Source organism: Halopseudomonas sp. 4NH20-0008 (assembly GCF_057548395.1).
In genome coordinates, this window is sequence record NZ_BAAJMD010000004.1 from 199,792 (window position 1) to 225,491 (window position 25,700).

Here is a 25,700-nt window from a genome sequence, read left to right on the forward strand (position 1 = left end):
TCCCAGAGCCGGATTACCAAGGCCTTATCCAGAGCTTTCTTCCAACCCCTTGTTCAGGATTCCTCCCATGTCCACGTCCGTGCTTCCCGCCTTGGCGCACAATTTTCTGGGGCAAGCCCCCGGATGGTACAAGCGCACCATAGTTGCCTTTTTAATACTCAATCCGCTGCTGCTTTGGCTTGCGGGCCCGTATATCACCGGCTGGGTACTGGTGCTGGAATTCATCTTCACTCTGGCCATGGCACTCAAATGCTATCCCTTGCTACCGGGCGGCCTGCTGGCCATGCAAGCGCTGGTTATCGGCATGACCTCACCTGAGGCCCTGTATGCCGAGGTTCTGGGGAATTTTCCGGTCATCCTGCTGCTGATGTTCATGGTAGCCGGCATCTACTTTATGAAGGATCTGTTGCTGGTCACCTTCACCCGGCTGATTCTCGGCGTGCGCTCCAAATCGCTGCTGGCACTGCTGTTCAGCATGCTGGCGGCGCTGCTGTCGGCCTTCCTTGATGCCTTGACGGTAACGGCCGTCATCATCAGTGTCGCCGTCGGCTTTTATGGCGTGTATCACAAGGTCGCCTCGGCATCCGGCAATCCCGACATCAGCAGCGCTGATGAAGACGCCGACATGGCACTGCACCGAGAGCATCTTGAGGAGTTCCGGGCGTTTCTGCGCAGTCTGTTAATGCATGGTGCAGTAGGTACCGCGCTGGGTGGCGTGTGCACGCTGGTAGGTGAACCACAGAATCTGTTGATTGCGCGCACTGCTGATTGGGATTTTGTTGAGTTCTTTCTACTCATGGCCCCCGTCAGCATGCCGGTTCTGGCTGCCGGACTGGCTACCTGCCTGGTGCTGGAAAAGACAGGCTGGTTTGGCTATGGGGCCAAACTGCCACGCCCGGTTCGACACGTACTTGAGGCTTTTTCCGAGGCCGAGCAGATAAAACGCAAAACCCCACAAAAAGTTGCACTCGCGGTTCAGGCCTGCGCCGCCGTCCTGCTGGTTCTGGGCCTCGCCTTCCACGTTGCAGAAGTCGGCTTTATCGGCCTGATGGTGATCATTCTGATTGCTTCGTTCAATGGCATCATTGATGAGCATCAGATTGGCAAGGCCTTCCAGGAAGCCCTGCCATTCACATCACTGCTAGTGGTGTTTTTTGCCATTGTTGCCGTCATTCACGAGCAACATCTATTCAGCCCGATCATCCATGCGGTACTGGCTCTGCCAGCGGAAAGCCAGCCCAGCATGTTCTTTATTGCCAATGGCCTACTGTCGATGATCAGCGACAACGTGTTCGTTGCGACCGTGTATATAAGCGAGATAAAACAGAGCTTGGATGCAGGCGCGATCACCCGCGCTCAGTTCGACAGCCTGGCCGTCGCCATCAATACCGGCACCAACCTGCCCAGCGTTGCCACACCCAATGGTCAAGCAGCCTTCCTGTTCCTGTTGACCTCGGCCGTTGCGCCACTGGTGCGGCTATCGTACGGCCGCATGGTGGTCATGGCGCTGCCCTACACCCTGGTCATGGGCGGGGTTGGCCTGTTGGCGGTCAGCCTGTGGATTTGATCAATCCGCCGGCTTGCCATGCCACAAAACAAAACCAGCGCTCTGCTCGATGGCAGCAAGGCGCTCGGTATGGGCCAGCAAATCGGCATCGGAGGCCGCCTGCACGCTCAGCGCGGCTGCCAGTGCCGGAGCAACACGACGTATCTGACCCACTGTCTGGGCATCACCATGCTGATCGTTACCATGCCCGGCCAGCGATAGCGCAGTCTGGCCGCCGGTCATGATCAAATAAACGTCAGCCAGAATCTCGGCATCCAGCAGAGCTCCGTGCAGGTCACGCTGGGAGTTGTCGACCATATAGCGTTTGCACAGCGCGTCCAGGCTGTTGCGCTGCCCGGGATGCTTCTCCCGAGCCATCGCCAGGGTATCCAGCACACCGCAGTGATCAGCCATGCGACCCAGATCGCCACCCAGGCGCTGTAACTCAGCGTCCAGGAAGCCAATATCAAAGGGTGCGTTGTGAATGACCAGACGCGCACCACGGACGAATTGCATAAAGTCTGACACGACATCGGCAAACAAGGGCTTGTCGGCAAGAAATTCGTCGCTGATGCCGTGAACCGCCAAGGCACCCTCTTCCACTTCCCGCTGCGGATTAATGTAGGCATGAAAGTGCCGACCGGTAAGGCGCCGGTCCAGCAGCTCGACGCAACCTATTTCGATAATCCGATGACCATCCTTGGGGTCGATACCCGTTGTCTCGGTATCCAGTACAACTTCACGCATGCTGCTTACCCCTTTTTGACAACACGTCCTGCACACCCAGGTTGGCAAGTTCGTCGGCTATTTCGTTTTCCCGGTGGCCGCTATGCCCTTTGACCCAGCGCCATTCAACCTGGTGCTGGGCAACCAATGCATCGAGCTGCTGCCAAAGGTCAGCATTCTTGACGGGCTGGCGACTGGCCGTCTTCCAGCCACGCAGCTTCCAGTTCGGCATCCATTCGCGGATGCCTTTCATGACGTATTCAGAGTCGGTCGTCAGCAGCACCTTGGCCGGACGCTTCAGGGCCGTCAGCCCCTGAATCGCGGCCGTCAGCTCCATACGGTTATTGGTCGTAGCCAACTCACCGCCGTAGAGGGATTTTTCATGTTCGCCAAGCCGCAGCAGAACACCCCAGCCACCAGGACCGGGATTACCCTTGCAGGCGCCATCGGTAAAAATCTCGATCGTATGGGTCATTCATCATTCCGTTTGTGTGTCCGATGCGCACGGCGTGTACCTGCCACCAGCGGTGGCATGGCCAGCGCCGGGAAGGCCCGACGTTGGCGACGGGGTGTCACCCCAAGCATCTGGCGACGCGCCAGAACACAGTAAAAACCGCCGGTAGGTAGTCTGTGTCGCTGCGCAAAACGCTCCAGCCCAGTCAGGCGGTCAAGCCATTTCTGGGTTGCAAACGGCGGACGATAGCACCCATCGACCCGTTTCTCCACCGCAAAACCCAGCAGCTCAAGCCAGTCCGTCAGGCGCGCGGGACTGATAAAGCCCGCCTCGCTAAGCCAACTGCGACCAGCAAAATGATTCAATCCCCAGGCACTCCAGGGATTGAAGCCAAATATGATCATGTGCCCTCCTGCTCGCACCGCCTGACTGGCTTCGCGTAGCAAAGTCCGTGGGGATAGGCAGAAATCCAAGCCATGATGCAACACCACCACGTCCACCGATTGCGGCGCAAAAGGCCACTGATCTTCTGCCAACGGGATGGCCGGGGGCTCGGCTATCAGATCAAACTGCCAGCAATGCCGTAACGATGAGTTACCGCGATCCAGCAGTTCGGGCGAAAGACCATATTGCACCAGATGCTGACCAAAGCAGCGCGACAGACCTTCTGTGACCACGTCCTGCTGCGCAGCCAGAAGCATCTGCCCGGGCGGGGTCTGCAGCCAATCACGCGCGACCTGAAGCAACCGCATCAAGTCGGTTTGGCTGGCAGACTCTGAGCTGTCTTCAATCAATGGATAACCCCTTTCAAGCTCAATGCAGGTTCCCCGCAGGGCCTTGGCTGCTATAAGATACAAGCACTTTCTCGGCAAATGAGGCTGACATGCTCGAATTCGTTGCCATTCCCGCCTTCAATGACAACTATATATGGCTGCTGCTGGACAATTCCAGCAAACAGCTTGCCGTTGTCGATCCCGGCGATGCCATTCCTGTCATTACCTGGCTGGGACGGCACCCTGAGTTCCGCCTGAGCCATATTCTGATCACCCACCACCATCGCGATCATACCGGCGGCGTAGCGACACTCAAGGCGGCAACCGACTGCACGGTATGGGGCCCGGCTGACGAAGACATAGCGCATCTTGACCGAAGACTCCAGGACAGCGACAGCCTGAACCTGTTCGGTCGCACGGTACAGGTGATTGCCGTACCCGGACATACCCGCGGCCACATTGCCTTGTTCTGTGCCGAATCCAACGATCCCTGGCTACTGAGTGGTGACACCTTGTTTGCCGGAGGCTGCGGCCGACTGTTTGAAGGCACGGCAGAGCAAATGCATACCTCTTTGCAACGTCTGGCCGCGTTACCGGACAACACCCGGGTTTACTGCGCGCATGAATATACCCAGGCAAATCTGCGCTTTGCCCACGCAGTTGAGCCGGACAATCCCGACATACGGGTGCGCATGGAGGTAGTGGACGACTTGCGCGCCGCCAGCCGCATCACTCTGCCAAGCAGCATTGGACTGGAAAAACAAACTAACCCCTTCCTGCGCTGCCACCTCGATGCCGTTCGCACAGCGGCGCGACAGCTGGACAACACGATAGCCTCGGATTCTGAGACTTTTGCCGCAATTCGCGCATGGAAAGACAGGTTCTGAATTAACAGTCGATTGTTACCTTGACCCTGGGCGGGTGACTTTCTAGAATCGAGCAAATTTTTTCGGAACAGCTCATGCGCATTTCTGCTCCAGGACGGATAATCTCACCCAAATTGGCTGTACTTTGCCTGTCGCTGGCCTTTCTGGCCGCCTGTCAAAGCACTACTCCGGTTACCACCGCTACGCCTGAAACACGCGATACCCAACCCCCGATTCGTTTGCTCATCAGTAGCCGCAGCACCGTCAGTCAACAGCTTGACGATATCGAAGAGGATGCCGTCAATAATCTTTGGGGCAGAATCCGCTCTGGTTTCATGCTTGAGCCTGCAGCCCTTGACAATCCGCGCATTGACCAACAGCGTTTGATTTTCGCCAACCAGCCACGTTATTTCGAGATTACCGGGGCACGTGCAGAGCGTTATCTGCACTATGTTGTGGAGCAGCTGGATGCACGCAACATGCCATTGGAATTAGCGCTCCTGCCTTTTATCGAGAGTGGCTACAATCCCATGGCCTATTCCCACGCGCATGCCGCAGGCATGTGGCAATTCATTCCATCTACTGGTCAGATCTACAACTTGCAACAGGACTGGTGGTATGACGGACGTCGCGACATTACCGCATCGACTCAGGCCGCCCTCGACTACCTTACCCGCTTGAACACCCTGTTCGATGGTGACTGGCTACTGGCGCTGGCGGCTTATAACTGCGGCGAAGGTTGCGTCGGCCGTGCCGTCAAGCGTAACCAGGAACTGGGCTTGCCGACCGACTACTGGAATCTGCAGCTGCCCCGCGAAACCATGAACTATGTGCCTAAACTTTTGGCACTATCGCAAATCATCGACAGCCCGGTTCAGCACGGCGCGGTTTTGCCAGAACTGGCCAACACCCCCTACTTTAGCGAAGTCACCATCGATCATCAGCTTGACTTGAACAAAGCTGCAGAGTTGGCAAATATGCCTGCCACCGAGTTTCTTCAACTGAACCCCGCCTTCAAACAGCGCGTTACTGCACCTGGCGGAGCATACCAATTGCTTGTACCAGTAGACCGTGCCGAACAATTCAGCCAGGCGCTGGCCGCTCTGCCCGCCAACCAGCGGGTCAATTATCAGCATTACCGGGTGCGTTCAGGGGATACGCTGTCGCAGATTGCCAGCCGGCACCAACTCAGTGTGCGCGCCATTCAGGATGTCAACCGCATCAATGGTCACATGATCAATGTTGGCCAGGTACTCATGCTGCCGATCTTCGCCGGCCAGCCAGCACCTGCAGCCCAGGCTGCTCGGACTGCATCCAGCAGCAACATGCCTAACACCAATCAATATCGTGTTCGTGCCGGCGACAGCCTGTGGACCATTGCCCGCCAGCACGGTTCAGATGTAGCTTCGCTGAGGCGCCTCAATCGCCTGAACGGCAACGCACTGAGAGTTGGACAGCAATTACAGCTGCCCGCCACTGCCCAGCCGCGCACCACTGTGACCGCAGCCGACACATCCACACGCACGGCGGAACGTGCAGTGACCTATACGGTCAAACAAGGTGATTCGCTATACAGCATTGCCCGGCAGTTCAATGTAGGCGTACAAAGTATTCGTGCTCAAAACAGGGTTGATAGCCATATTCGACCCGGACAGCAGTTGACACTGCTCCTGCCCTGAGCACGGTACGCTTTCGCCCGCCGGGCTGGAATGGTAGCGTGGTTGCGTGTTTTTCTGGCAAGGGCACTCATGATTAGGTTGCTTCCCGCTTTCCTTCTGCTCCTGCTGATCTGGTCTGACGCCCAGGCAGCGGTATACCGTCAGCACGCCTACTCGCTGTACGGCGAACCTCGCTATCCGGCCAACTTTCAGCACCTTGACTATGTCAATCCGGACGCGCCCAAAGGCGGGACGCTTAGGGTCATGGGCAGCGGCACCTTTGATACGGTCAATCCCTACACCCTGAAGGGCACCAGTCCGGCCAACACCGGCAATTTTCAGCATTACGGCATCACTGAGCTTAACGAAACCCTGATGGTTGGCACCGGCCTGTACGACCCGTCCGGGGATGAGCCCTATACCGCCTATGGCCTGATCGCAGAAAGTCTGGAGTTCAGTGATGACCGCAGCTGGGTCGTATTCAACCTCAGAGAGGAGGCGCGTTTTCACGATGGCCAACCCATTACCGCCAACGATGTGGCCTTTTCATTTGAGCTGCTGCGCGAGCAAGGCCACCCCAATTACCGTTCCATGCTGCAGGACGTCGAACGGGTAGACATTCTCAGCGCCAAACGCATTCGCTTTGTTTTCTCACGCAGCGACAATCCGTTGCTGATACTACGTCTAGGCGAGCTACCCGTTTTGCCAGAGCACCATTGGCGAAACCGAAATTTTGCCGACACAACTTTTGAACCGGGCTTGAACAGTGGTCCCTATCGCATCAGTGATGTTCAACCAGGACGCCGTTTAACCTTTCAGCGCGTTGCCAACTACTGGGGCAAAGACCTGCCGATCAATCGCGGCAAATATAACGTTGACCGTCTTGAGGTTGAGTTTTACCGCGACAACAATGTCGCCTTCGAGGCATTCAAAGCCGGTGAATTCGACATCTACTTTGACCACAAGGCCAGTAACTGGGCCAACGCCTATGATTTTCCTGCGACGCGCACCGGCCAGGTATTAAAAAGGGATATTCACCACGACATTCCCAGCTCGACCCAGGCCCTGTTCTTCAACACCCGACGTGCGCCCTTTGACCAGCGTCCAATGCGACAGGCTCTGGGCATGCTGTTTGATTTTGAGTGGTCCAACCGGGTGCTTTTCTATGGTGCCTATCAAAGGTCCAGCAGCTACTACCCCAATAGCCCGTTCAGCGCCACCGAGATCCCCGCTGGCCAGGAGTTTCTGTATCTCGCACCTTTCCGTGACAGACTGCCAGCCGAACTGTTTACCGAACCCTTCAGACTGCCTGTCAGTGATGGCCGCGGCATCGGGCGAGACAGTCTGCGCCAAGCGGTTGAACTGTTTTCCCAGGCCGGTTGGGAGTTGAGGAACGGGCGGCTACAACATGCCAGCGGCACACCACTGAGCTTTGAAGTACTGCTGGTCAACCCGAGCCTTGAGCGCATCCTGCAACCCTACCGCGCCAACCTGGCTCGACTGGGAATCGATATGCGCATCCGCACCGTTGACCGCGCACAATACAAGGCTCGACTTGACCAGTTCGATTACGACATGATTCTCGCTACACTGCCGCAAAGTCTGTCACCAGGCCTGGAGCAACATGGCTATTTTCACTCCAGTCAACGCGATGTACAGGGCAGTCGCAACTATGCCGGCATCGACAATCCGGTTATCGATGCACAGCTGGAAAACCTGCTGGGAGCGACCAATCGCCTGGAGCAGATAGCCGCTGCCAAGGCGTTGGACAGAGTGTTACTATGGGAGCACTACACAATTCCAAACTGGTATATCGACTACCATCGAATTGCCCACCGGGCATGGCTCAAATCACCTGAAACGCCGCCCTATTCGCTGGCCATCAGGACCTGGTGGATAGATCGTCAGTAACAATCATAACAAGGTCCCTGAATGCCGCATTTACTCAAGACCCTGCTCAAAACTGCGTTCGGCTACAGCTTGATGCTGGCTTCCAGCCTGAGTCTGGCTGCATCGGGTAGCCATGCCCTGACACTCTATGGCGAGCCGCCAGCCTACCCGGCTGACTTCAGCCATTTCGCTTATGTCAATCCGGACGCCCCAAAGGGTGGCAGTCTTCGCCTCTCCGGCTTTGGCAGTTTCGATTCGCTGAACCCTTTTATCAACAAGGGCACCCCGGCTGATCGCATCAGCCTGATCTACGACACCCTGACCTTCCATGCCCTGGATGAGCCTTTCACCGAGTACGGACTGGTCGCCGAGCGCATTGAACGCGCTGAAGACAATACCTGGGTGCGTTTCCATCTGCGCCCCGCAGCCCGATTCCACGACGGCGAGCCGATAACCGCAGCCGACGTTGTCTTTACCTTCAACACCCTGATGGAGAAAGGCCAACCCTTTTACCGCGCCTATTATGCTGACGTAGCAGAGGTGGTCGCCGAATCCGAGTCAAGCGTGCTGTTTCGCTTCCACCACGGCAACAACCGTGAGCTACCGCTGGTGCTTGGTCAACTCCCGGTGCTGCCAGAGCACTTCTGGAGCGAGCGGGACTTCGAACGCACCAGTCTGGAAGCACCATTGGGAAGCGGTCCCTACCGTATAAGCCAGGTGAGACCCGGCAGAACGCTTAGTTTTGAGCGGGTCAAGGATTACTGGGCGCAGGACTTGCCGGTACAAAAAGGCTTCAACAACTTTGACCAGGTAGTGATCGATTACTACCGCGATACCGGGGTTGCTCTTGAAGCCTTCAAGGCAGGCCAGTTTGATGTCAACCAGGAGGTTAGCGCACGCAACTGGGCCACCGGATATGACAGCCCGGCCTTGCGCGACGGACGCATAGTCCAGGAAGAAATCCCCAATCTGAACACACAGGGCATGCAAGGTTTTGTTTTCAATACTCGCCGCCCACACTTCAGTGATCTACGGGTACGCAAGGCGATCAGCCTGCTGTTTGATTTCGAATGGTCCAACGGCAGACTCTTTCATAATGCCTACACCCGCACCGACAGCTACTTTGCCAACTCCGAGCTGGCCGCTGTTGGTGAGCCGAGCGCAGCTGAACTGGCCCTGCTGGAACCCTTGCGTGAGCACTTGCCTGAAGCCGTCTTTGGCAACGCCTGGGTACCACCGAAGACCGATGGCAGCGGCATGATTCGCGAGCAGCTACGCGAAGCTTATGCCTTGCTGCAAGATGCCGGTTGGCACATAGAAGACGATCGACTGATCAACACCGCTGGCGAGCATCTCAGCTTTGAGTTTTTGCTGGTGCAGGCTGACTTCGAAAGGGTACTGCTGCCGTTCAAACGCAACCTGGCATCAATCGGTATTGAGATGAACCTGCGCCGCGTTGACATTTCGCAGTACATTAATCGCCTGCGTTCACGTGACTTCGATATGGTCGTCAGCGGTTTTGGACAGTCCAACTCACCGGGCAACGAGCAACGTGACTACTGGCATTCATCCAGTGCCGACAATCCCGGCAGCCGTAATCTGATGGGGCTACAAAACCCGGCCGTCGATGCACTGGTTGAGGGTCTGATTCAGGCTGATTCGCGTGAAGCATTGATCACCCATACCCGTGCGCTGGACCGGGTATTACGGGCAGGTCACTACCTGGTGCCGAACTTCTATACCAATGTCTATCGCGTTGCCTACTGGAACAAGTTTTCACATCCCGAGACCTCCCCTCGCTATGACCTGGGGCTGTTTACCTGGTGGCAGGAGCCGGCCAAAGAGGCAGCCCTGGCCACTACCTCCCCGCCTGTTGAGCTCAAGGAAGACTGAACATGCTGGCCTACATCATCCGACGCTTGCTGCTGATCATTCCAACCCTGTTCGGCATTCTGCTGATCAACTTTCTGATCATCCAGGCCGCTCCTGGGGGCCCGGTTGAACAGATGATCGCCAACCTGGAAGGCTTCGAAGGGGCTACCAGCCGAATATCCGGCAGCACCCAAGGTGAGGTTGCCAGTGGCAGCAGCTATCGCGGCGCACAGGGACTGGACCCGGAGATTATTGAAGAAATCCGTCGCATGTACGGTTTTGACAAGCCAGCCCACGAGCGCTTCTGGCTGATGGTCAAAGGCTATATGGTGTTCGATTTCGGCGACAGCTTCTTTCGCGACACCAGTGTGATCGACCTGATCATCGAGAAAATGCCCGTCTCCATTTCGCTGGGACTCTGGACCACCCTGCTCACGTATCTGATATCAATTCCACTGGGCATTCGCAAGGCAGTTCGGCACGGCTCAACTTTTGATGTCTGGACCAGTTCACTGATCATAGTCGGCTATGCCATACCCGGCTTCCTGCTGGCGATTCTGTTGATCGTGGTCTTTGCCGGCGGCAGCTATTTCGACTGGTTCCCCCTGCGGGGCCTGACCTCGAACAACTGGGAAGAACTCGATACCTGGGGCAGGATACTCGACTACGCCTGGCACCTGGTTTTGCCCATCACCGCCATGGTTATCGGTAGTTTTGCCACCCTGACCATGCTGACCAAGAACTGCTTTCTCGATGAAATCGGCAAACAATATGTGGTGACCGCCAAAGCCAAGGGCCTGTCCGCCTCGCGGGTGCTCTACGGCCACGTATTCCGTAACGCCATGCTGCTGATCATTGCCGGTTTTCCCTCGGCACTGATCAGCGTGTTCTTTACCGGCGCCCTGCTGATTGAGGTCATCTTTTCACTGGACGGCCTGGGGCTGCTTGGCTTTGAGGCTACCATCAACCGGGATTACCCGGTGATGTTCGGCACGCTGTTCATCTTCAGCCTGCTTGGACTGGTGGTCAAACTCATTGGTGATGTTACCTATACCTTGGTTGATCCGCGCATCGACTTTGAAAGCAGGGAGGGTTGAGCATGGCTTTTACCTTCTCGTTATCCCCGCTCAACCGTCGCCGCTTCGGCCTGTTCAAAGCCAATCGCCGGGGCTGGTGGTCATTGCATATCTTCCTGGTACTCTTTGTCCTGAGCCTGGGCGCCGAACTGATTGCCAACGATAAACCCCTGTTGGTTCAATACGAAAACAGTTACTACTTCCCGATATTCAAACGTTATGCCGAAACCGAGTTCGGCGGTGAGTTCCCCATAACCGCCGACTACCGCAGCCCCTATATTCGGCAACTGATCGAGGAACAAGGGGATGGCTGGATGCTCTGGCCACCGATACGCTACAGCTACGGCACCATCAACTACGATCTGGAACTACCGGCACCCGCGCCACCCTCAGCCGATAACTGGCTGGGTACCGATGACCAGGCACGGGATGTCGCAGCGCGGGTAATCTACGGTTTCCGTATCTCCGTGCTGTTTGCCCTGACCCTGACCATTGTCAGCTCCTTTGTGGGCGTATTTGTAGGCGCCATACAGGGCTTCTATGGCGGCCGTATCGACCTCTTTGGCCAGCGCTTCATAGAAGTCTGGTCCGGTCTGCCGGTACTCTTTCTGTTGATCATTCTGGCCAGCTTTGTGCAACCGAATTTCTGGTGGTTGCTGGGTATCATGCTGCTGTTTTCGTGGATGGCACTGGTCGATGTGGTGCGTGCCGAGTTTCTCCGCGGACGTAACCTTGAATATGTCAGAGCCGCACGGGCATTGGGGGCCAGTAATCGGATCATCATGTTCCGACATATACTGCCCAATGCCATGGTTGCCACCCTGACTTTTTTCCCGTTCATTCTGACCGGCGGTGTGATCACCCTGACCTCACTGGACTTTCTCGGTTTTGGCCTGCCCCCGGGCTCACCTTCGCTGGGAGAGCTGATCGCCCAGGGCAAATCAAACCTGCAGGCGCCCTGGTTGGGTATTACCGCTTTCGTCGTGCTGTCCCTGATGCTCAGCCTGCTGGTATTTATTGGCGAAGCGCTGCGTGACGCCTTCGACCCAAGGAAATAACATGAACGACCAGCCTTTGATACGCATCGACAATCTCAGCGTGGCCTTCGGCAAGGGTGATCAAGAGGTCATGGCTGTTCGTCAGGTCAGTCTGGATATTCGGCCCGGTGAAACCCTGGCGTTGGTCGGCGAAAGTGGTTCGGGCAAGTCGGTTACCGCCCACTCAATCCTCAAACTGCTGCCCTACCCGGCCGCAAGACATCCCAGCGGGCAAATTCTGTACAAGGGTGAAGACCTGCTATTGGCCCCGGAAAAACGGCTGCGACAGGTGCGCGGCAACCGCATTTCAATGATATTTCAGGAGCCCATGAGCTCCCTGAACCCGCTGCACAGTGTGGAACGGCAAATCAATGAAGTCCTGTTCCTGCACAAGGGGCTGGACAAAAAGGCCGCGCGCGCGCGCACCCTGGAGCTGCTCGAACTGGTCGGCATTCCCGAGCCGGCCAAGCGCCTTAACGCCTACCCGCACGAATTATCCGGCGGCCAACGCCAACGGGTCATGATTGCCATGGCCCTGGCCAACGAACCCGAGCTGTTGATTGCCGATGAGCCAACCACCGCACTGGATGTTACGGTACAGCTGAAAATTCTCGAACTGCTGAAGTCCTTACAGGAAAAACTGGGCATGGCCCTGCTGCTGATCAGCCATGATCTGAGTCTGGTTCGCAGAATTGCGCACCGGGTATGTGTCATGTATCAGGGTTGTGTCGTCGAAGAGAATGATTGCGCTAGTCTGTTCAGTAATCCGCAACATGAATATACCCAACGGCTGATTGCCGCAGATCCTTCCGGTGACCCTGTGAGCACTGATCCGCAAGCGCCGGTGATCATGCGTGCGGAGCAACTGAGGGTGTGGTTTCCGATTCGCAAAGGGGTGTTCAAACGGACTGTCGATCATATCAAGGCCGTGACCGACGCCAGCTTTTCGCTACGCCGGGGTCATACTCTGGGTATTGTTGGCGAGAGTGGATCAGGCAAGACCACACTGGGCCTGGCCCTATTACGACTGGTCGAAAGCCAGGGTCTGATCGAATGCAATGGCAGCCGTCTGGACGGTTTGAGTCAGGACGCGGTAAGGCCCTTGCGCAGGCAGTTTCAAGTGGTCTTTCAGGATCCCTTTGGCAGCCTCAGTCCGCGCATGTCGATTGCCCAGATCATCAGTGAAGGGCTGGAAATTCACGGCATGGGCGATGAACAGGAACGCGAACAGATGGTCATCCAGGCCCTCGAAGAAGTTGGCCTGGATCCGCAAGCACGGCACCGCTACCCGCATGAGTTCTCTGGCGGTCAGCGGCAACGTGTTGCCATTGCCCGAGCACTTGTCTTGAAGCCGTCGTTGATCCTGCTTGACGAGCCAACCTCGGCACTGGATCGAACTGTTCAAGGACAGGTGGTCGAGCTACTGCGTGATCTGCAACAGAAGTACAACTTGAGTTATTTGTTTATAAGCCACGACCTGGCCGTTGTGCGCGCCCTCAGCCATGAGCTGATGGTCATTCGCCAGGGTGAAATTGTAGAACAGGGCTCGGCAGGGCAGATTTTTGCCGCACCGCAACATGACTATACCCGTCAGTTGCTTGAGGCCGCCTTTGCCAAACCGGTATCCGTCAACATAGCCTAAACCCAACAGGCTCAGTAAAAACAGGAAGCAGACATGGGATTTCTCAGCGGAAAGCGCGTACTTATCGTTGGCGTAGCCAGCAAACTGTCCATCGCATCCGGCATTGCCGCTGCTATGCATCGGGAAGGTGCAGAGCTGGCCTTTACCTACCAGAACGACAAGCTGAAGGCGCGTGTAGAAGGCTTTGCGGCAGAATGGGGTTCAGGGCCGGAATTGTGCTTTCCCTGTGATGTGGCCGACGACGCGCAAATTGAACAGGCCTTTGCCGAGCTGGCAAAACAATGGGATGGCCTGGATTGCATCGTACACTCGGTAGGCTTTGCCCCGGGCGACCAGCTGGATGGCGACTTTACGGCCGTGACCACCCGCGAAGGCTTTCGAATTGCCCACGATATCAGTGCCTATAGCTTTGTCGCCCTGGCCAAGGCCGGCCGCGAGCTAATGCAAGGCCGCAATGGCAGCCTGCTGACCCTGTCCTATCTTGGCGCCGAACGCACTATGCCCAATTACAACGTCATGGGCATGGCCAAGGCCAGCCTTGAGGCCGGCGTGCGTTATCTGGCTACCAGCCTGGGTCCGGAAGGCACTCGCGTCAATGCCATTTCGGCCGGTCCGATCCGCACACTGGCTGCGTCCGGTATCAAGAGCTTCCGCAAGATGCTCTCGCACAACGAGAAGCAGACCCCCATGCGTCGCAACGTGACCATTGATGAAGTGGGTAATGTTGGTGCTTTCCTCTGCTCCGATCTGGCTTCAGGCGTGTCCGGCGAGATCATGTATGTGGACGGCGGCTTCAACATCACTGCCATGGGCAACCTTGAAGACTGAGATGAGGTAGGTTTTCCAGGCACAAAAAAACCGCATGAATGCGGTTTTTTTGTGCCTGGATGGCGCGCTATGGAAAACCACAACGCACCCTGGCTCAGTAGCGGGTAATCTCGGCATCCTGCTTGAGACTGGCCTCAAGGGCTGCGAAATCCTGCTGACCCGTCTGGCCGGCCACAAAACCGAAATACATCTCCGATTCAGCTGTCTCTGCCAGATTCTCCGGGGTTGCAACACCGCGAAGCTCGACAATCCACTGACTGCCATCCGGCTGACGGAAGTTGGCATACACAGGGGCGTCATCCTGCGGCCTGGGCATGGAGAAAACACTTCGCACCAGCGCCTGGGGAAGCTCACTTGCAGAGCGCTTCATCGCCTCGAACTGGTCCCATTCGGAATTCAGGGTTGTGGCCAGATCGGTTGGTGCCAGATCACCCTCACGCATCGCCTGTACATAACCTGCAGCGACCTCCTCGGCATGCTCTACCGCCTTCTGGAAACGCAGCGTGTCTTCAATATCGGCAGCCACCTCCTCAAGCGGACGCTGACTGGCGCGGATGTGTTCCTTGACCCTGAGCACCAGAGCCGTATCGGCATCCAGCTCCAGCAGAGGACTGTTCAAACCATCCTTGAGCACCTCATCGTCAAAGGCCGCAAGCATGACCCGCGGATTGGCCGCAAAGCCCTCGTCACCGCCAATACGGGCAACCGGGCCAATCGTCTGCACTTCAACGCCAAGGGCACGGGCAGGCTCTTCCAGATCCGGCGACTCATACGCCAGGTTGGACAGCTCTCGAGTAGCCTCAACGAAGCGACGCTCGACCAGTTCGACCTTGAGCTCCTGCTCCAGCGTCTGACGCATGGATTCAAAGCTCGGCACTTCCGGCGCCAGCAGACCCGTCAACTTGATCAAGTGATAACCATAGCTGGTCCGCACTGGAGCCGAAACCTCGCCCTCTGCCAGACTGAACAGCGCCTCTTCGAACTCAGGCTCAAAGTCGCCACGCATGGCGTAACCCATATCACCACCTGAACTGGCAGTTCCTGGATCATCAGACACTTCACGCGCAACAGTTGCAAAGTCTTCGCCGTCCTGCAATCTGGCCCGAACCGCTTCAATTTTCTCCAGTGCCGCCTGGTCAGCGCTTGCATCCGGCACCTCTACCAGAATCTGGGATACCCGACGTTGCTCGCTGAGATTGCCGATTTCACGCTCATACAGGGCGTTCAACGCGTCTTCATCAACCTGCACCTGGTCAAAGAAATCACTGCGAGACAAGCTGACAATCTCGAGAATGACCTGTTCTTCGGTCATGAACTGCGACGCATTGGCGGTGAAATAGTCACTGACCTCTTCATCACTGACGCTGACCGCAGCGTTATCAGTGCGCAGCTCGATCGCCGCAAAGTCCCGGCTTTGCTCTTCCAGCCGGGCCAGATGCATACGCTCCAGCGGGGTGGCAAAGGCACTCGCCTCATAGGCATTGCGTAGTTGGCCGATCATCAGTTCCTGGCGCACCAGGTCGCGGAAGGCCAGACGTGAAGGCAGACCCAGATTGCGAATCACGATGTCGAAGCGGTTGGCATCAAACTGACCGTTGTTCTGAAAATCAGGGGTACTGAGGATAAGCTGATCGACCATCTGTTCGGAAACACGCAGCTGTGCGTCTTCGGCACCGTCAATCAGCACAGCCCGCTCGATCAGTCCGTCAAGTACCGAATCGCGCAGCAAGCGGTCATCAATCATGCTGGGGTCGAAGTTGTCATTGAACTGCTGCAACTGACGAATAAGCTGCTGACGCTGCAGGGCAATGGCCTGCTCCAGCTCAACCTTGGAAATAAGCGTCTCGTTGACCTCTGCGGCCTTCTGTTCATCGCTGGTAAAACGGCTAATGGATTCCCAGCCGGTCAAGGCGAAAATCAGCACAATGACGCCGACGATCACCTTGGCGACCCAACTTTGCGCATTGTCCCTCATTTTTTGCAGCATCGTGCCCCCAAATCCTTCGTTGTTGGCGGCTGCATCTGGGCAGTCGCCAGCTCCAACCGGGACAATTCCGGCCGGGCATTATTGTTCTTTGGTTACCAACAAAAAAGGCGCATCGAACAGGATGCGCCTTTTTTGGAACTGATCGAGCCGGCCAAGATAGAACCTGTCATCTCGACAGGGTTAGCTGGGATTGACCCGAGGTCACTGCCACAGCCAGGCTGCAGCATGACCATCAGTTACTGGACGCAATCAGTTAACGGCGTCCTTCAGAGCTTTACCGGCCTTGAAGCCCGGAATCTTGGCAGCGCTGATCTGGATCGGCTTGCCAGTCTGAGGGTTGCGACCGGTACGAGCGGCGCGATCCTTGACGGCAAACGTACCGAAACCAACCAGTACAACAGAATCACCTGCCTTCAGAGCACCCGTGATGGACTCGATGACGGCGTCAAGAGCACGACCGGCAGCAGCTTTAGGAATATCGGCGGAAGCGGCGATGGCATCAATCAATTCAGACTTGTTCACTCTAAGTCCCCTTATAAATTTCAGTGAGTTGTTAGTCGTTATGTAAGCTTGTGGTCTTAGCAAAGCCGTGGCCAGTCAGCATACCTGCTTAGGTCGAAGCACGCTTTATAGCAAGCGGTCAAAAACCGTGTCAAGGAATGCCCGTGGCATCGTCGGTCTGTCAGGGAGGCCGAACCGGGGTTCGAGTACCGCAAGCAGACCGCTGATGCCTCAGTGAGTGCTGATGCGTTTTTTTGCATCGGCCCCGTGATTGTCATCCTTTGCAACCATCTCTTCAACCCCTTCTTGCAAGGGCTCCGGCATGTATTGCAGCGCAATCTGCAGTACCTCGTCAATCCATTTTACCGGTTTGATCTCAATATCCTGTTTGATGTTCTCTGGAATCTCCTTGAGATCACGCACATTGTCATGCGGAATGATCACGGTTTTGATGCCGCCGCGATGCGCTGCAAGCAATTTTTCCTTGAGGCCGCCAATCGGCAAAACCTGGCCCCGCAACGTGATCTCACCGGTCATTGCCACCTCTGCACGCACCGGAATACGGGTCAAGGCGGAAACCAGGGCAGTACACATGCCGATACCGGCACTTGGCCCATCCTTGGGTGTGGCACCCTCTGGGACGTGGATATGGATATCCTGCTTTTCATGGAAATCCGGCTTGATACCCAGGCTGATCGCGCGACTGCGAACAACCGTTTGCGCGGCGCTGATCGACTCTTTCATGACGTCGCCCAGGGAGCCGGTATTGATCAAACGCCCCTTGCCCGGCATCACCACCGCTTCAAGACTGAGCAATTCGCCGCCAACCTGGGTCCAGGCCAGCCCGGTCACCTGGCCGATCTGGTCGGCCTCTTCAGCCAGACCATACTTGAACTTGTGCACGCCAAGGTACTGCTCGATCAGCTCACTGGTGACCTTCACAGAGGCCTTGCCGCGCTTTTCCGCCTGCTCACGCACCACCTTGCGGCACAGCTTGGCAATCTGCCGCTCAAGGCCCCTTACACCCGCCTCACGGGTGTAATAGCGAATGATGTCGCGCAGGGCGTCACGATCAAAGGCCAACTCATTGACCTTGAGACCGTTATTCTTGACCTGCTTGGGCACCAGATAACGCTGAGCAATGTTGATTTTTTCGTCCTCGGTGTAACCCGGAATGCGGATTACTTCCATGCGGTCGAGCAGCGGTGCAGGAATATTCATCGAGTTGGACGTACAAATGAACATCACATCCGACAGGTCATAATCGACCTCGAGATAATGATCATTGAAATTGTGATTCTGCTCCGGATCCAACACCTCAAGCAGTGCCGAAGAGGGATCACCACGCATGTCCTGCCCCATTTTGTCGATCTCGTCGAGCAGGAATAACGGGTTCTTGACCCCGGCTTTGGACATTTTCTGAATCAGCTTACCCGGCAGCGAACCAATATAGGTCCGTCTGTGGCCGCGAATCTCGGCCTCATCACGCACCCCGCCCAGGGCCATGCGCACAAATTTGCGGTTGGTCGCCCGCGCCAGGGACTCACCCAGTGAGGTCTTGCCGACACCCGGAGGACCTACCAGACACAGTACCGGCCCCTTGAGCTTGCGTACCCGCTTCTGCACGGCCAGATACTCGAGAATCCGCTCCTTGACCTCTTCCAGGCCATAGTGGTCGGCATCCAGCACTTCTTCAGCCTTTTTCAGGTCGTGCCGGACCTTGCTCGCCTTTTGCCACGGCACATTGGTCAACCAGTCGATGTAGGAGCGCACCACTGTGGCCTCAGCCGACATCGGCGACATCATCTTCAGTTTGTTCAGCTCTGCCGTTGCCTTGGCGTGGGCCTCCTTGCTCATACCGGCCGCATCAATCTTGGTCTTGAGGTCATCAAGCTCGTTATGGCCCTCGTCCAGATTACCCATTTCCTTCTGGATGGCCTTCATCTGCTCGTTCAGATAGTACTCGCGCTGACTGCGCTCCATCTGCTTCTTGACTCGACCACGAATGCGCTTCTCGACCTGCAGCAGATCAATCTCACCATCCAGCACACCCAGCACATGCTCAACCCGCTCACGCACCGGCAATATTTCCAGAATGGCCTGCTTCTGATCCAGTTTCAGGCTCAAATGGGCTGCCATGGTATCAACCAGTCGTCCGGCATCATCAATGCTCGACAACGAAGACAGGACCTCGGCGGGGACCTTCTTGCCCAACTGCACAAATTGCTCGAACTGACTCATGAGGCTGCGGACCAACACTTCCGATTCACGGCCATCAAGTCCTGACTCGTCCAGCCACTCGGCGCGAGCAAGCTGATAGGTTCCCAGCTCATCAATCTGCTCGATGCGTGCACGCTGCTCACCTTCAACCAGCACCTTAACGGTGCCATCCGGCAGTTTGAGCAGCTGCAATATGGTTGCCACGGTTCCCAGGCTATAGAGGCCATCCTGGGCCGGATCATCCTCACTGGGGTCACGCTGGGCTACCAGCAACACCTGCTTGTTGCCTGCCATGGCAGCCTCAAGGGCCTCTATGGAGCGGTCACGCCCGACAAACAGGGGGATGACCATATGGGGGTAAACCACTACATCACGTAATGGCAGAAGCGGAAATTCGCTGAGAGTCGTCATGGCTGAGGCTCGCTCGCAAGGGGGCGCAAAAAAACGGGCGCCCGGTATCGGATGTGTCCATGAAATGAAGATGGGGGCTTTAAAGGAAAAAAACAAGGCGCAAAACATGCCGCTTTACAAGATGGCTACAAAAGTGAGCCGACAAAAATACAAACGCCCGGCTCTCTTTAAAAAAGAGCCGGGCGCCAGGATCAATCGAAATCAGTCTTCGGGCATAGCCTTGGACGGCTTCTCGACCGTTTCGTAAATCAGCAAAGGCTTGGTATCGCCACTGATCACATTCTCGTCGATCACTACCTTGCTGACGTGCTCAGCGGAGGGAATTTCATACATGGTTTCAAGTAGCACGTTTTCCAGGATCGAGCGCAGGCCTCGAGCACCGGTCTTGCGCTCAAGGGCGCGACTGGCAATGGCCTTGAGCGCATCGGTACGAAACTCGAGCTCCACACCTTCCATCTCGAACAGCCTTCCGTATTGCTTGGTCAGTGCGTTCTTGGGCTCGGTCAGAATCTGGATCAGCGCTTCTTCATCCAGTTCGTTGAGCGTCGCAATCACCGGCAAACGGCCAACAAACTCGGGGATCAGACCGAAGCGCACCAGATCATCAGGCTCGACTTCCTTGAGCGTCTGGCCGACCTTTTTGCCCGCGTCCTGACTACGCACGGTGGCATTGAAGCCGATACCGCTTTTTTCCGAACGGTCACGAATGACCTTTTCCAGACCAGAAAACGCACCGCCACAAATGAACAGAATATTGCGTGTATCTACCTGCAGAAACTCCTGCTGCGGATGCTTGCGACCACCCTGCGGCGGAACGGAAGCAACGGTGCCTTCAATCAGCTTCAAGAGGGCCTGTTGCACACCTTCACCGGACACATCACGGGTAATCGATGGGTTGTCAGATTTACGAGAAATCTTGTCAATCTCGTCGATATAAACGATGCCCATCTGCGCCTTTTCGACATCATAGTCGCATTTCTGCAGCAGCTTCTGAATGATATTTTCAACGTCCTCACCCACATAACCGGCTTCAGTCAGGGTGGTCGCATCGGCAATGGTAAAGGGCACGTTCAGCAGGCGGGCCAAGGTCTCTGCAAGCAGGGTCTTGCCCGAGCCGGTTGGCCCGATCATCAGAATATTGCTCTTGCCGAGCTCGACATCATCCTTGGAGTCACGCTGATTAAGGCGCTTGTAATGGTTATACACAGCAACGGACAGAACCTTCTTGGCCCGTTCCTGACCAATCACGTATTGATCCAGGATGCCGCAGATTTCCTTGGGCGAAGGCAGTTTGTGGCCAGTCGTTTCGGCCTGACTTTCCTGCACCTCCTCGCGGATGATGTCGTTGCACAGGTCAACACACTCATCACAGATAAATACGGAGGGGCCGGCAATCAGCTTGCGCACTTCATGCTGGCTTTTGCCGCAGAAGGAGCAATACAGCAGCTTGCCGTTGTCGTCACCCTTCCCAGTCATATCGGTCATCTAAAACCCCTGATTGCAATCGCACTTAAAACAAAGATGCAGCCAACAAGGCGACTTTGCAAGTGCGATACTGTCATTGCACAGCCATCCCGAATGGGCCCAGGCCGTGTTGAACTGCGGTCAGACCCCAGTTACGGTTGATAAATATAACCCTGAAACCTGCTGACTCAATCGGTAGCAATACGGCGATCAAGCACCTTGTCGATCAAACCATAGGTAGCCGACTCGGACGCACTCATAAAGCGGTCACGGTCAGTATCACGGGCAATCACATCCAGCGACTGGCCGGTGTGGTGAGCCAGAATGGTGTTGAGCTTCTCACGGATACTGAGGATTTCACGCGCATGAATTTCGAAATCCGAAGCCTGGCCCTGAAAACCACCCAGTGGTTGATGGATCATCATGCGCGCATGAGGCAGAGCGAAACGCTTGCCAGCTTCACCGCCCGCCAACAGGAAGGCACCCATGCTGCAGGCCTGCCCGATACACAAGGTACTGACATTCGGCTTGATGAACTGCATGGTGTCATAAATGGCCATGCCCGCTGTCACCGAGCCACCCGGTGAATTGATATACAGGTGGATGTCCTTGTCGGGGTTCTCCGACTCCAGGAACAGCAGCTGAGCCACGACCAGATTGGCCATATAGTCTTCAACCTGCCCAACCAGAAAAATCACCCGCTCCTTGAGCAACCTGGAGTAGATATCGTAGGAGCGCTCTCCCCGTGCTGACTGCTCGACGACCATGGGCACCAAGCCACCTGCGGCCTGGATATCCGGTGGAAACTGACTGAAGCTGTTATGCGTCATGGATTCTTATCACTCCGATTGAGCCTGTCGCGAAAAAACGAAAGCCAGCCCTAGGGCTGGCTCACGCATTGCTTGAATGGATGACGAGTATTACTCGTCAGCACCAGCCTCGGCCTTGTCAGCTTCTTCAAGTTGCGCTGACTGCGCGGGCTTCACAGCATCTTCATAGGCGACCTTCTTGTCGGTCACCTGAGCCTTTTGCAAAACAGTATCCACCACTTGCTCTTCAAGCACAACCGACTGAATTTCTGCTAATTGTTGCTCGTTCTGGTAATACCAGTTAATCACCTGCTCGGGCTCCTGGTAGGCAGAAGCGAGATCTTCAACCATCGCACGCACACGGTCATTGTCAGGCTTGATCTCGTTCTGCTTGACTACTTCGGCAACGATCAGGCCAAGGCTGACGCGGCGCTTGGCCTGCTCTTCGAACAGCTCGGCGGGCAGCTGGCTGGGGTCGATATTGGCGCCACCAAACTGCTGCACGGCCTGCTGACGCAGACGATCAATCTCGCTGCTGACCAGCGCCTTGGGTACATCGATGCTGTTGGTAGCAAGCAGACCATCCATGACCTGAGTCTTGACCTTGGTCTTGATCGCCTGACGAAGCTCACGCTCCATATTCTTGCGCACCTCGGCACGGAAGCCTTCGATGCCGCCTTCTTCTACACCAAACTTGGCAAAGAACTCATCATCCAGCTCTGGCAGAACCGGCGCCGCGACGCTGTGCACAGTGACATCGAACTCGGCTGCTTTACCGGCCAGATCAAGATTCTGGTATTCCTCAGGGAAAACCACCTTGAGCACGACGGTATCAGAAGCCTTGGCACCCAACAGGCCTTCTTCAAAGCCGGGAATCATACGGCCGGAACCCAGAACCAGCGTGGTATTGGTCGCGGAACCGCCCTGGAAGGCTTCACCGTCTACCTTGCCGACAAAATCAAGGGTCAGCTGGTCGCCGTTTTCTGCTGCACGCTCAACCGTTTCGAAACGGGTGTTCTGACCGCGCAAGGTCTCGAGCATCTTGTCCAGATCAGCATCAGTCACCTCGGACTCGATACGCTGAACCTTGATGCCGGCGAAATCACCCAGAGCAACCTCGGGGTAAACCTCGAAGGTAGCGGTATATTCAAAATCCTTGCCTTCAGCCAGCTCCTTAGGCTCAACAGTCGGGGCACCAGCAGGATTGAGTTTTTCCTGCATGACGGCTTCATAGAAGGATGACTGAATGACTTCACCAATGACTTCCTGACGGGCGGAGCCGCCAAAACGCTTGCGGATGACGCTCATTGGTACCTTGCCAGGACGGAAACCATCGACACGGGCACGGCTGGCAGTCTGCTGCAGACGCTTGTTAACCTCTGATTCGATGCGGTCAGCAGGAATGCCAACTGTCATGCGGCGCTCAAGGCCGGAGATGGTTTCAACCGAAACTTGCATGGAGAGTCCTCGTTGAACTAGCTGTTTATTGGTGAATTCGTAAAAGGCCGACATTCTAATCGCTTAAGGAAAAGAAGTCATCACTGGGCTGCCGTGAAGAAAGCGGGGGATAAACTGAGAAAAAATGGTGCGGACGGAGAGACTCGAACTCTCACACCTTGCGGCGCCAGAACCTAAATCTGGTGTGTCTACCAATTCCACCACGTCCGCAAAACAGACTTCAATGAAAAACGCCAGGCTGCTGGCCTGGCGTCTTCTGAAAAATGGGGTGGACGATGGGTTTCGAACCCACGACACCAGGAGCCACAATCCTGTGCTCTACCAACTGAGCTACGCCCACCATTACTTCAGTACTAATTGCTTCACCATCCAACCGAGGTTCGTTGGTACGCCCGGCAGGACTCGAACCTGCGACCATCCGCTTAGAAGGCGGATGCTCTATCCAGCTGAGCTACGGGCGCATTATGCACCTACAGATACGGAGAGTATCCGAAAATGCCTGCCACGACAGCCAAAACTGAATCAGCAGTGGTGCTTTGTTGCCATGCAAACCGCTTTCGCTGTGTTTGTGAAGCGGGGCGAATCATACTCAGCCACCTTTTCGGCGTCAACGGCTGAAATGCTCTTTTTTTAATTATTTTAGGTGCTTAAGGCTTGCAAACCGGTTTTGCGTGCCCGGTATCACTTCACCCTTTGCCGCCATCACTGGGCATGCGACAATTGATCATCTTTTTTGTCTGCCCCAGGAAGCCCATGAACGCCAAACTCATAGACGGCAAGGAGATTGCCGCGCACATCCGCCAGGACATTGCCCGCCGTGTAACCACGCGCCGCGAACAAGGCCTTCGCCTCCCCGGTCTTGCGGTCATTCTGGTCGGTCAGGACCCCGCCTCACAGGTCTATGTCAGCCACAAACGCAAGGATTGCGAAGAAGTTGGCTTCATTTCCCGCTCCCATGATCTGCCTGCCAACACCAGCCAGCAGACCCTGCTGGAACTGATTGACGCTTTGAATGATGACGCCGAAATCGATGGCATTCTTGTTCAGTTGCCACTGCCTGCCCACCTGGACGCCTCGCTGTTACTTGAGCGTATTCGCCCGGACAAGGATGTCGATGGCTTTCATCCTTTCAATATCGGCCGTCTGGCGCAACGCGTGCCCTTGCTGCGCCCCTGCACGCCCTTTGGCGTGATGCGCCTGCTGCAGAGCACCGGCGTTGATCTGTATGGCATGAATGCTGTCGTGGTCGGCGCCTCCAACATTGTTGGCAGGCCCATGGCTCTGGAACTGCTGCTGGCCGGCTGCACCACCACCGTAACGCATCGCTTTACCAAGGATCTGGCCGAACATGTGGGTCGCGCCGACCTGCTGGTCGTTGCCGTAGGCAAGCCGGGTATTGTCAAAGGTGAATGGGTCAAGCCCGGCGCCATCGTGATTGATGTCGGTATCAACCGCACCGATGACGGACGCTTGACTGGCGATGTAGAGTTTCAACCGGCTGCCGAGCGTGCCAGCTGGATTACCCCGGTACCCGGGGGCGTTGGCCCGATGACCCGCGCCTGCCTGCTGGAAAATACCCTCTACGCCTGCGAGCACCTGCACAGTTAAAGCAATGCCCGGAGCCTCTGCTGGCGACGGGCATACTCAAACAAGCACGGCTTGAGTTACAGACTGGCCGTACTGCCGCCATCAACCGGCACGTTGATCCCGTTAATGTAGGCCGCTGCGGGCGAGGCGAGAAAGCCGACGGCATTGGCAAACTCGGCCGACTCGGCAAAACGTCGCGCTGGAATGGTCGCCAACATGCCCTCGGTCACAGCTTCAATCGTGCGCTGACTAGTACTGGCAAGATGCGCGATCAGGCTATCGAGACGTGCCGTGCGGGTAAGACCAGGGAGTACGTTGTTGACCGTAATACCCTGACTGGCCAACTCACCAGCCAGGGTCTTGGCCCAGTTGGCCATGGCCGCACGGATACTGTTGGACACCCCGAGATTCGCAATCGGCGCCTTCACTGAAGTCGAAAGCACATTGAGGATACGGCCGTATCCAGCCTCCCGCATGCCCGGCAAAAGCACCTGCAACAACGACTGGGCGCTGACCAGATGCTGTGAAAAGGCACCCGCATAGGCCTGCGGATCAGCCAGATGCGCCGGACCCGGCGCCGGACCCCCAGTATTGTTGACCCAGATATGCAGCGCACCGCCCTGCTCAATCTGTTGCGACACCGCAGCAACCAGAGCAGCCGTGTCAGTTGCATCAACGGCAACCATGCCATGGCGCTGCCCCTGGGTCGTAGCCAGCCGCTGTACCACCCCCTGCAACTTGCTCTCATTGCGCGCCAGCACGATCACTTCAGCGCCCTGTGCCGCCAGCTGAACAGCGCAGGCCTCACCCAGCCCCTGGCTGCCACCGCACACCAGCGCCCGCTTACCCGTAAGATCCAGATTCATACCAACACCTCCAAAGCCTTAAGCTTCAA

The 25,700-nt window shown here is 56.3% G+C and carries 21 protein-coding genes and 3 tRNA genes; 11 read left to right on the top strand and 13 right to left on the bottom strand.

The window, feature by feature from the left end; all coding sequences use genetic code 11:
* Positions 1 to 67 precede the first annotated feature (67 nt).
* Complete coding sequence (gene nhaB, locus AC27HQ_RS06150; RefSeq protein ID WP_487155229.1) at positions 68 to 1,567, top strand: sodium/proton antiporter NhaB; 1,500 nt, start codon at positions 68 to 70, stop codon at positions 1,565 to 1,567.
* On the opposite strand, the gene dnaQ is transcribed toward nhaB, so the two are convergent.
* The 3 genes from dnaQ to AC27HQ_RS06165 are packed head-to-tail and all read right to left on the bottom strand — an operon-like array spanning position 1,568 to position 3,520.
* Positions 1,568 to 2,293, bottom strand: coding sequence for a DNA polymerase III subunit epsilon (gene dnaQ / locus AC27HQ_RS06155; protein WP_487155230.1), 726 nt, complete (start codon positions 2,291 to 2,293; stop codon positions 1,568 to 1,570).
* On the bottom strand, positions 2,286 to 2,747 hold the full coding sequence (gene rnhA / locus AC27HQ_RS06160; protein ID WP_487155232.1) for a ribonuclease HI: 462 nt from the start codon (positions 2,745 to 2,747) through the stop codon (positions 2,286 to 2,288). Before rnhA ends, dnaQ begins: the two co-directional genes overlap by 8 nt.
* The gene (locus AC27HQ_RS06165) at positions 2,744 to 3,520 is read right to left on the bottom strand and encodes a methyltransferase domain-containing protein (protein ID WP_487155234.1); all 777 of its coding nucleotides are present in this window, start codon (positions 3,518 to 3,520) and stop codon (positions 2,744 to 2,746) included. Before AC27HQ_RS06165 ends, rnhA begins: the two co-directional genes overlap by 4 nt.
* An 89-nt stretch (positions 3,521 to 3,609) precedes the next feature.
* On the opposite strand from AC27HQ_RS06165, the gene gloB reads away from it, so the two are divergent.
* From gloB to fabI, 8 genes are all read left to right on the top strand, one after another.
* Positions 3,610 to 4,386, top strand: a complete 777-nt coding sequence (gloB, locus tag AC27HQ_RS06170) for a hydroxyacylglutathione hydrolase (RefSeq protein ID WP_487155236.1) — start codon at positions 3,610 to 3,612, stop codon at positions 4,384 to 4,386.
* 74 nt (positions 4,387 to 4,460) lie between these two features.
* A complete protein-coding gene (locus tag AC27HQ_RS06175) occupies positions 4,461 to 6,044 on the top strand; it encodes a LysM peptidoglycan-binding domain-containing protein (protein ID WP_487155237.1) in 1,584 nt (527 codons plus the stop codon).
* Between the two features lie 69 nt (positions 6,045 to 6,113).
* Positions 6,114 to 7,934: an extracellular solute-binding protein gene (locus AC27HQ_RS06180; RefSeq protein WP_487155238.1), complete on the top strand. Its 1,821-nt coding sequence runs from the start codon at positions 6,114 to 6,116 to the stop codon at positions 7,932 to 7,934.
* A gap of 21 nt (positions 7,935 to 7,955) precedes the next feature.
* Entirely contained in the window at positions 7,956 to 9,806 is a 1,851-nt protein-coding gene (locus AC27HQ_RS06185) for an extracellular solute-binding protein (RefSeq protein WP_487155240.1), read from the top strand.
* Between the two features lie 2 nt (positions 9,807 to 9,808).
* Positions 9,809 to 10,882: a microcin C ABC transporter permease YejB gene (locus AC27HQ_RS06190; protein WP_487155242.1), complete on the top strand. Its 1,074-nt coding sequence runs from the start codon at positions 9,809 to 9,811 to the stop codon at positions 10,880 to 10,882.
* Positions 10,883 to 10,884: 2 nt separating this feature from the next.
* Complete coding sequence (locus tag AC27HQ_RS06195) at positions 10,885 to 11,919, top strand: ABC transporter permease (protein WP_487155243.1); 1,035 nt, start codon at positions 10,885 to 10,887, stop codon at positions 11,917 to 11,919.
* Position 11,920: 1 nt separating this feature from the next.
* Positions 11,921 to 13,540: an ABC transporter ATP-binding protein gene (locus tag AC27HQ_RS06200; RefSeq protein WP_487155244.1), complete on the top strand. Its 1,620-nt coding sequence runs from the start codon at positions 11,921 to 11,923 to the stop codon at positions 13,538 to 13,540.
* 33 nt (positions 13,541 to 13,573) lie between these two features.
* A complete protein-coding gene (gene fabI / locus AC27HQ_RS06205; RefSeq protein WP_487155246.1) occupies positions 13,574 to 14,368 on the top strand; it encodes an enoyl-ACP reductase FabI in 795 nt (264 codons plus the stop codon).
* Between the two features lie 94 nt (positions 14,369 to 14,462).
* Here fabI and AC27HQ_RS06210 read toward each other — a convergent pair whose 3' ends face one another.
* The 3 genes from AC27HQ_RS06210 to lon all read right to left on the bottom strand — a co-directional run bounded on the left by AC27HQ_RS06210 (position 14,463) and on the right by lon (position 19,487).
* Complete coding sequence (locus tag AC27HQ_RS06210; protein WP_487155248.1) at positions 14,463 to 16,355, bottom strand: SurA N-terminal domain-containing protein; 1,893 nt, start codon at positions 16,353 to 16,355, stop codon at positions 14,463 to 14,465.
* A 249-nt stretch (positions 16,356 to 16,604) separates the two neighbouring features.
* Entirely contained in the window at positions 16,605 to 16,877 is a 273-nt protein-coding gene (locus AC27HQ_RS06215) for an HU family DNA-binding protein (protein ID WP_487155249.1), read from the bottom strand.
* 210 nt (positions 16,878 to 17,087) lie between these two features.
* Positions 17,088 to 19,487 carry an endopeptidase La gene (gene lon / locus AC27HQ_RS06220; protein WP_487155251.1) on the bottom strand — a complete coding sequence of 800 codons (2,400 nt, stop codon included), beginning with the start codon at positions 19,485 to 19,487 and terminating at the stop codon, positions 17,088 to 17,090.
* Here lon and AC27HQ_RS06225 point away from each other — a divergent pair.
* Positions 19,486 to 19,734 (top strand): hypothetical protein, encoded by a 249-nt coding sequence (locus AC27HQ_RS06225; RefSeq protein ID WP_487155253.1) that lies wholly within the window; start codon positions 19,486 to 19,488, stop codon positions 19,732 to 19,734. The genes lon and AC27HQ_RS06225 overlap by 2 nt on opposite strands.
* Here the strand turns inward: AC27HQ_RS06225 and clpX are convergent.
* The 6 genes from clpX to AC27HQ_RS06255 form a co-directional block, all read right to left on the bottom strand.
* Positions 19,689 to 20,972, bottom strand: coding sequence for an ATP-dependent Clp protease ATP-binding subunit ClpX (gene clpX / locus AC27HQ_RS06230; RefSeq protein ID WP_487155254.1), 1,284 nt, complete (start codon positions 20,970 to 20,972; stop codon positions 19,689 to 19,691). The two genes, AC27HQ_RS06225 and clpX, sit on opposite strands and share 46 nt — an antisense overlap.
* 167 nt (positions 20,973 to 21,139) lie before the next feature.
* Positions 21,140 to 21,781 (bottom strand): ATP-dependent Clp endopeptidase proteolytic subunit ClpP, encoded by a 642-nt coding sequence (gene clpP, locus AC27HQ_RS06235; protein WP_487155256.1) that lies wholly within the window; start codon positions 21,779 to 21,781, stop codon positions 21,140 to 21,142.
* Positions 21,782 to 21,871: 90 nt separating this feature from the next.
* Complete coding sequence (gene tig, locus AC27HQ_RS06240) at positions 21,872 to 23,218, bottom strand: trigger factor (RefSeq protein ID WP_487155257.1); 1,347 nt, start codon at positions 23,216 to 23,218, stop codon at positions 21,872 to 21,874.
* 125 nt (positions 23,219 to 23,343) lie between these two features.
* Positions 23,344 to 23,428, bottom strand: a tRNA-Leu gene (locus AC27HQ_RS06245).
* A 54-nt stretch (positions 23,429 to 23,482) separates the two neighbouring features.
* Positions 23,483 to 23,558, bottom strand: a tRNA-His gene (locus AC27HQ_RS06250).
* 44 nt (positions 23,559 to 23,602) lie between these two features.
* Positions 23,603 to 23,679 (bottom strand) — tRNA-Arg (locus AC27HQ_RS06255).
* A 292-nt stretch (positions 23,680 to 23,971) separates the two neighbouring features.
* Here AC27HQ_RS06255 and folD point away from each other — a divergent pair.
* Complete coding sequence (gene folD / locus AC27HQ_RS06260) at positions 23,972 to 24,826, top strand: bifunctional methylenetetrahydrofolate dehydrogenase/methenyltetrahydrofolate cyclohydrolase FolD (RefSeq protein ID WP_487155259.1); 855 nt, start codon at positions 23,972 to 23,974, stop codon at positions 24,824 to 24,826.
* Between the two features lie 56 nt (positions 24,827 to 24,882).
* Here the strand turns inward: folD and AC27HQ_RS06265 are convergent, their stop codons facing one another.
* Complete coding sequence (locus tag AC27HQ_RS06265) at positions 24,883 to 25,671, bottom strand: SDR family oxidoreductase (RefSeq protein ID WP_487155261.1); 789 nt, start codon at positions 25,669 to 25,671, stop codon at positions 24,883 to 24,885.
* Positions 25,672 to 25,700: the final 29 nt, after the last annotated feature.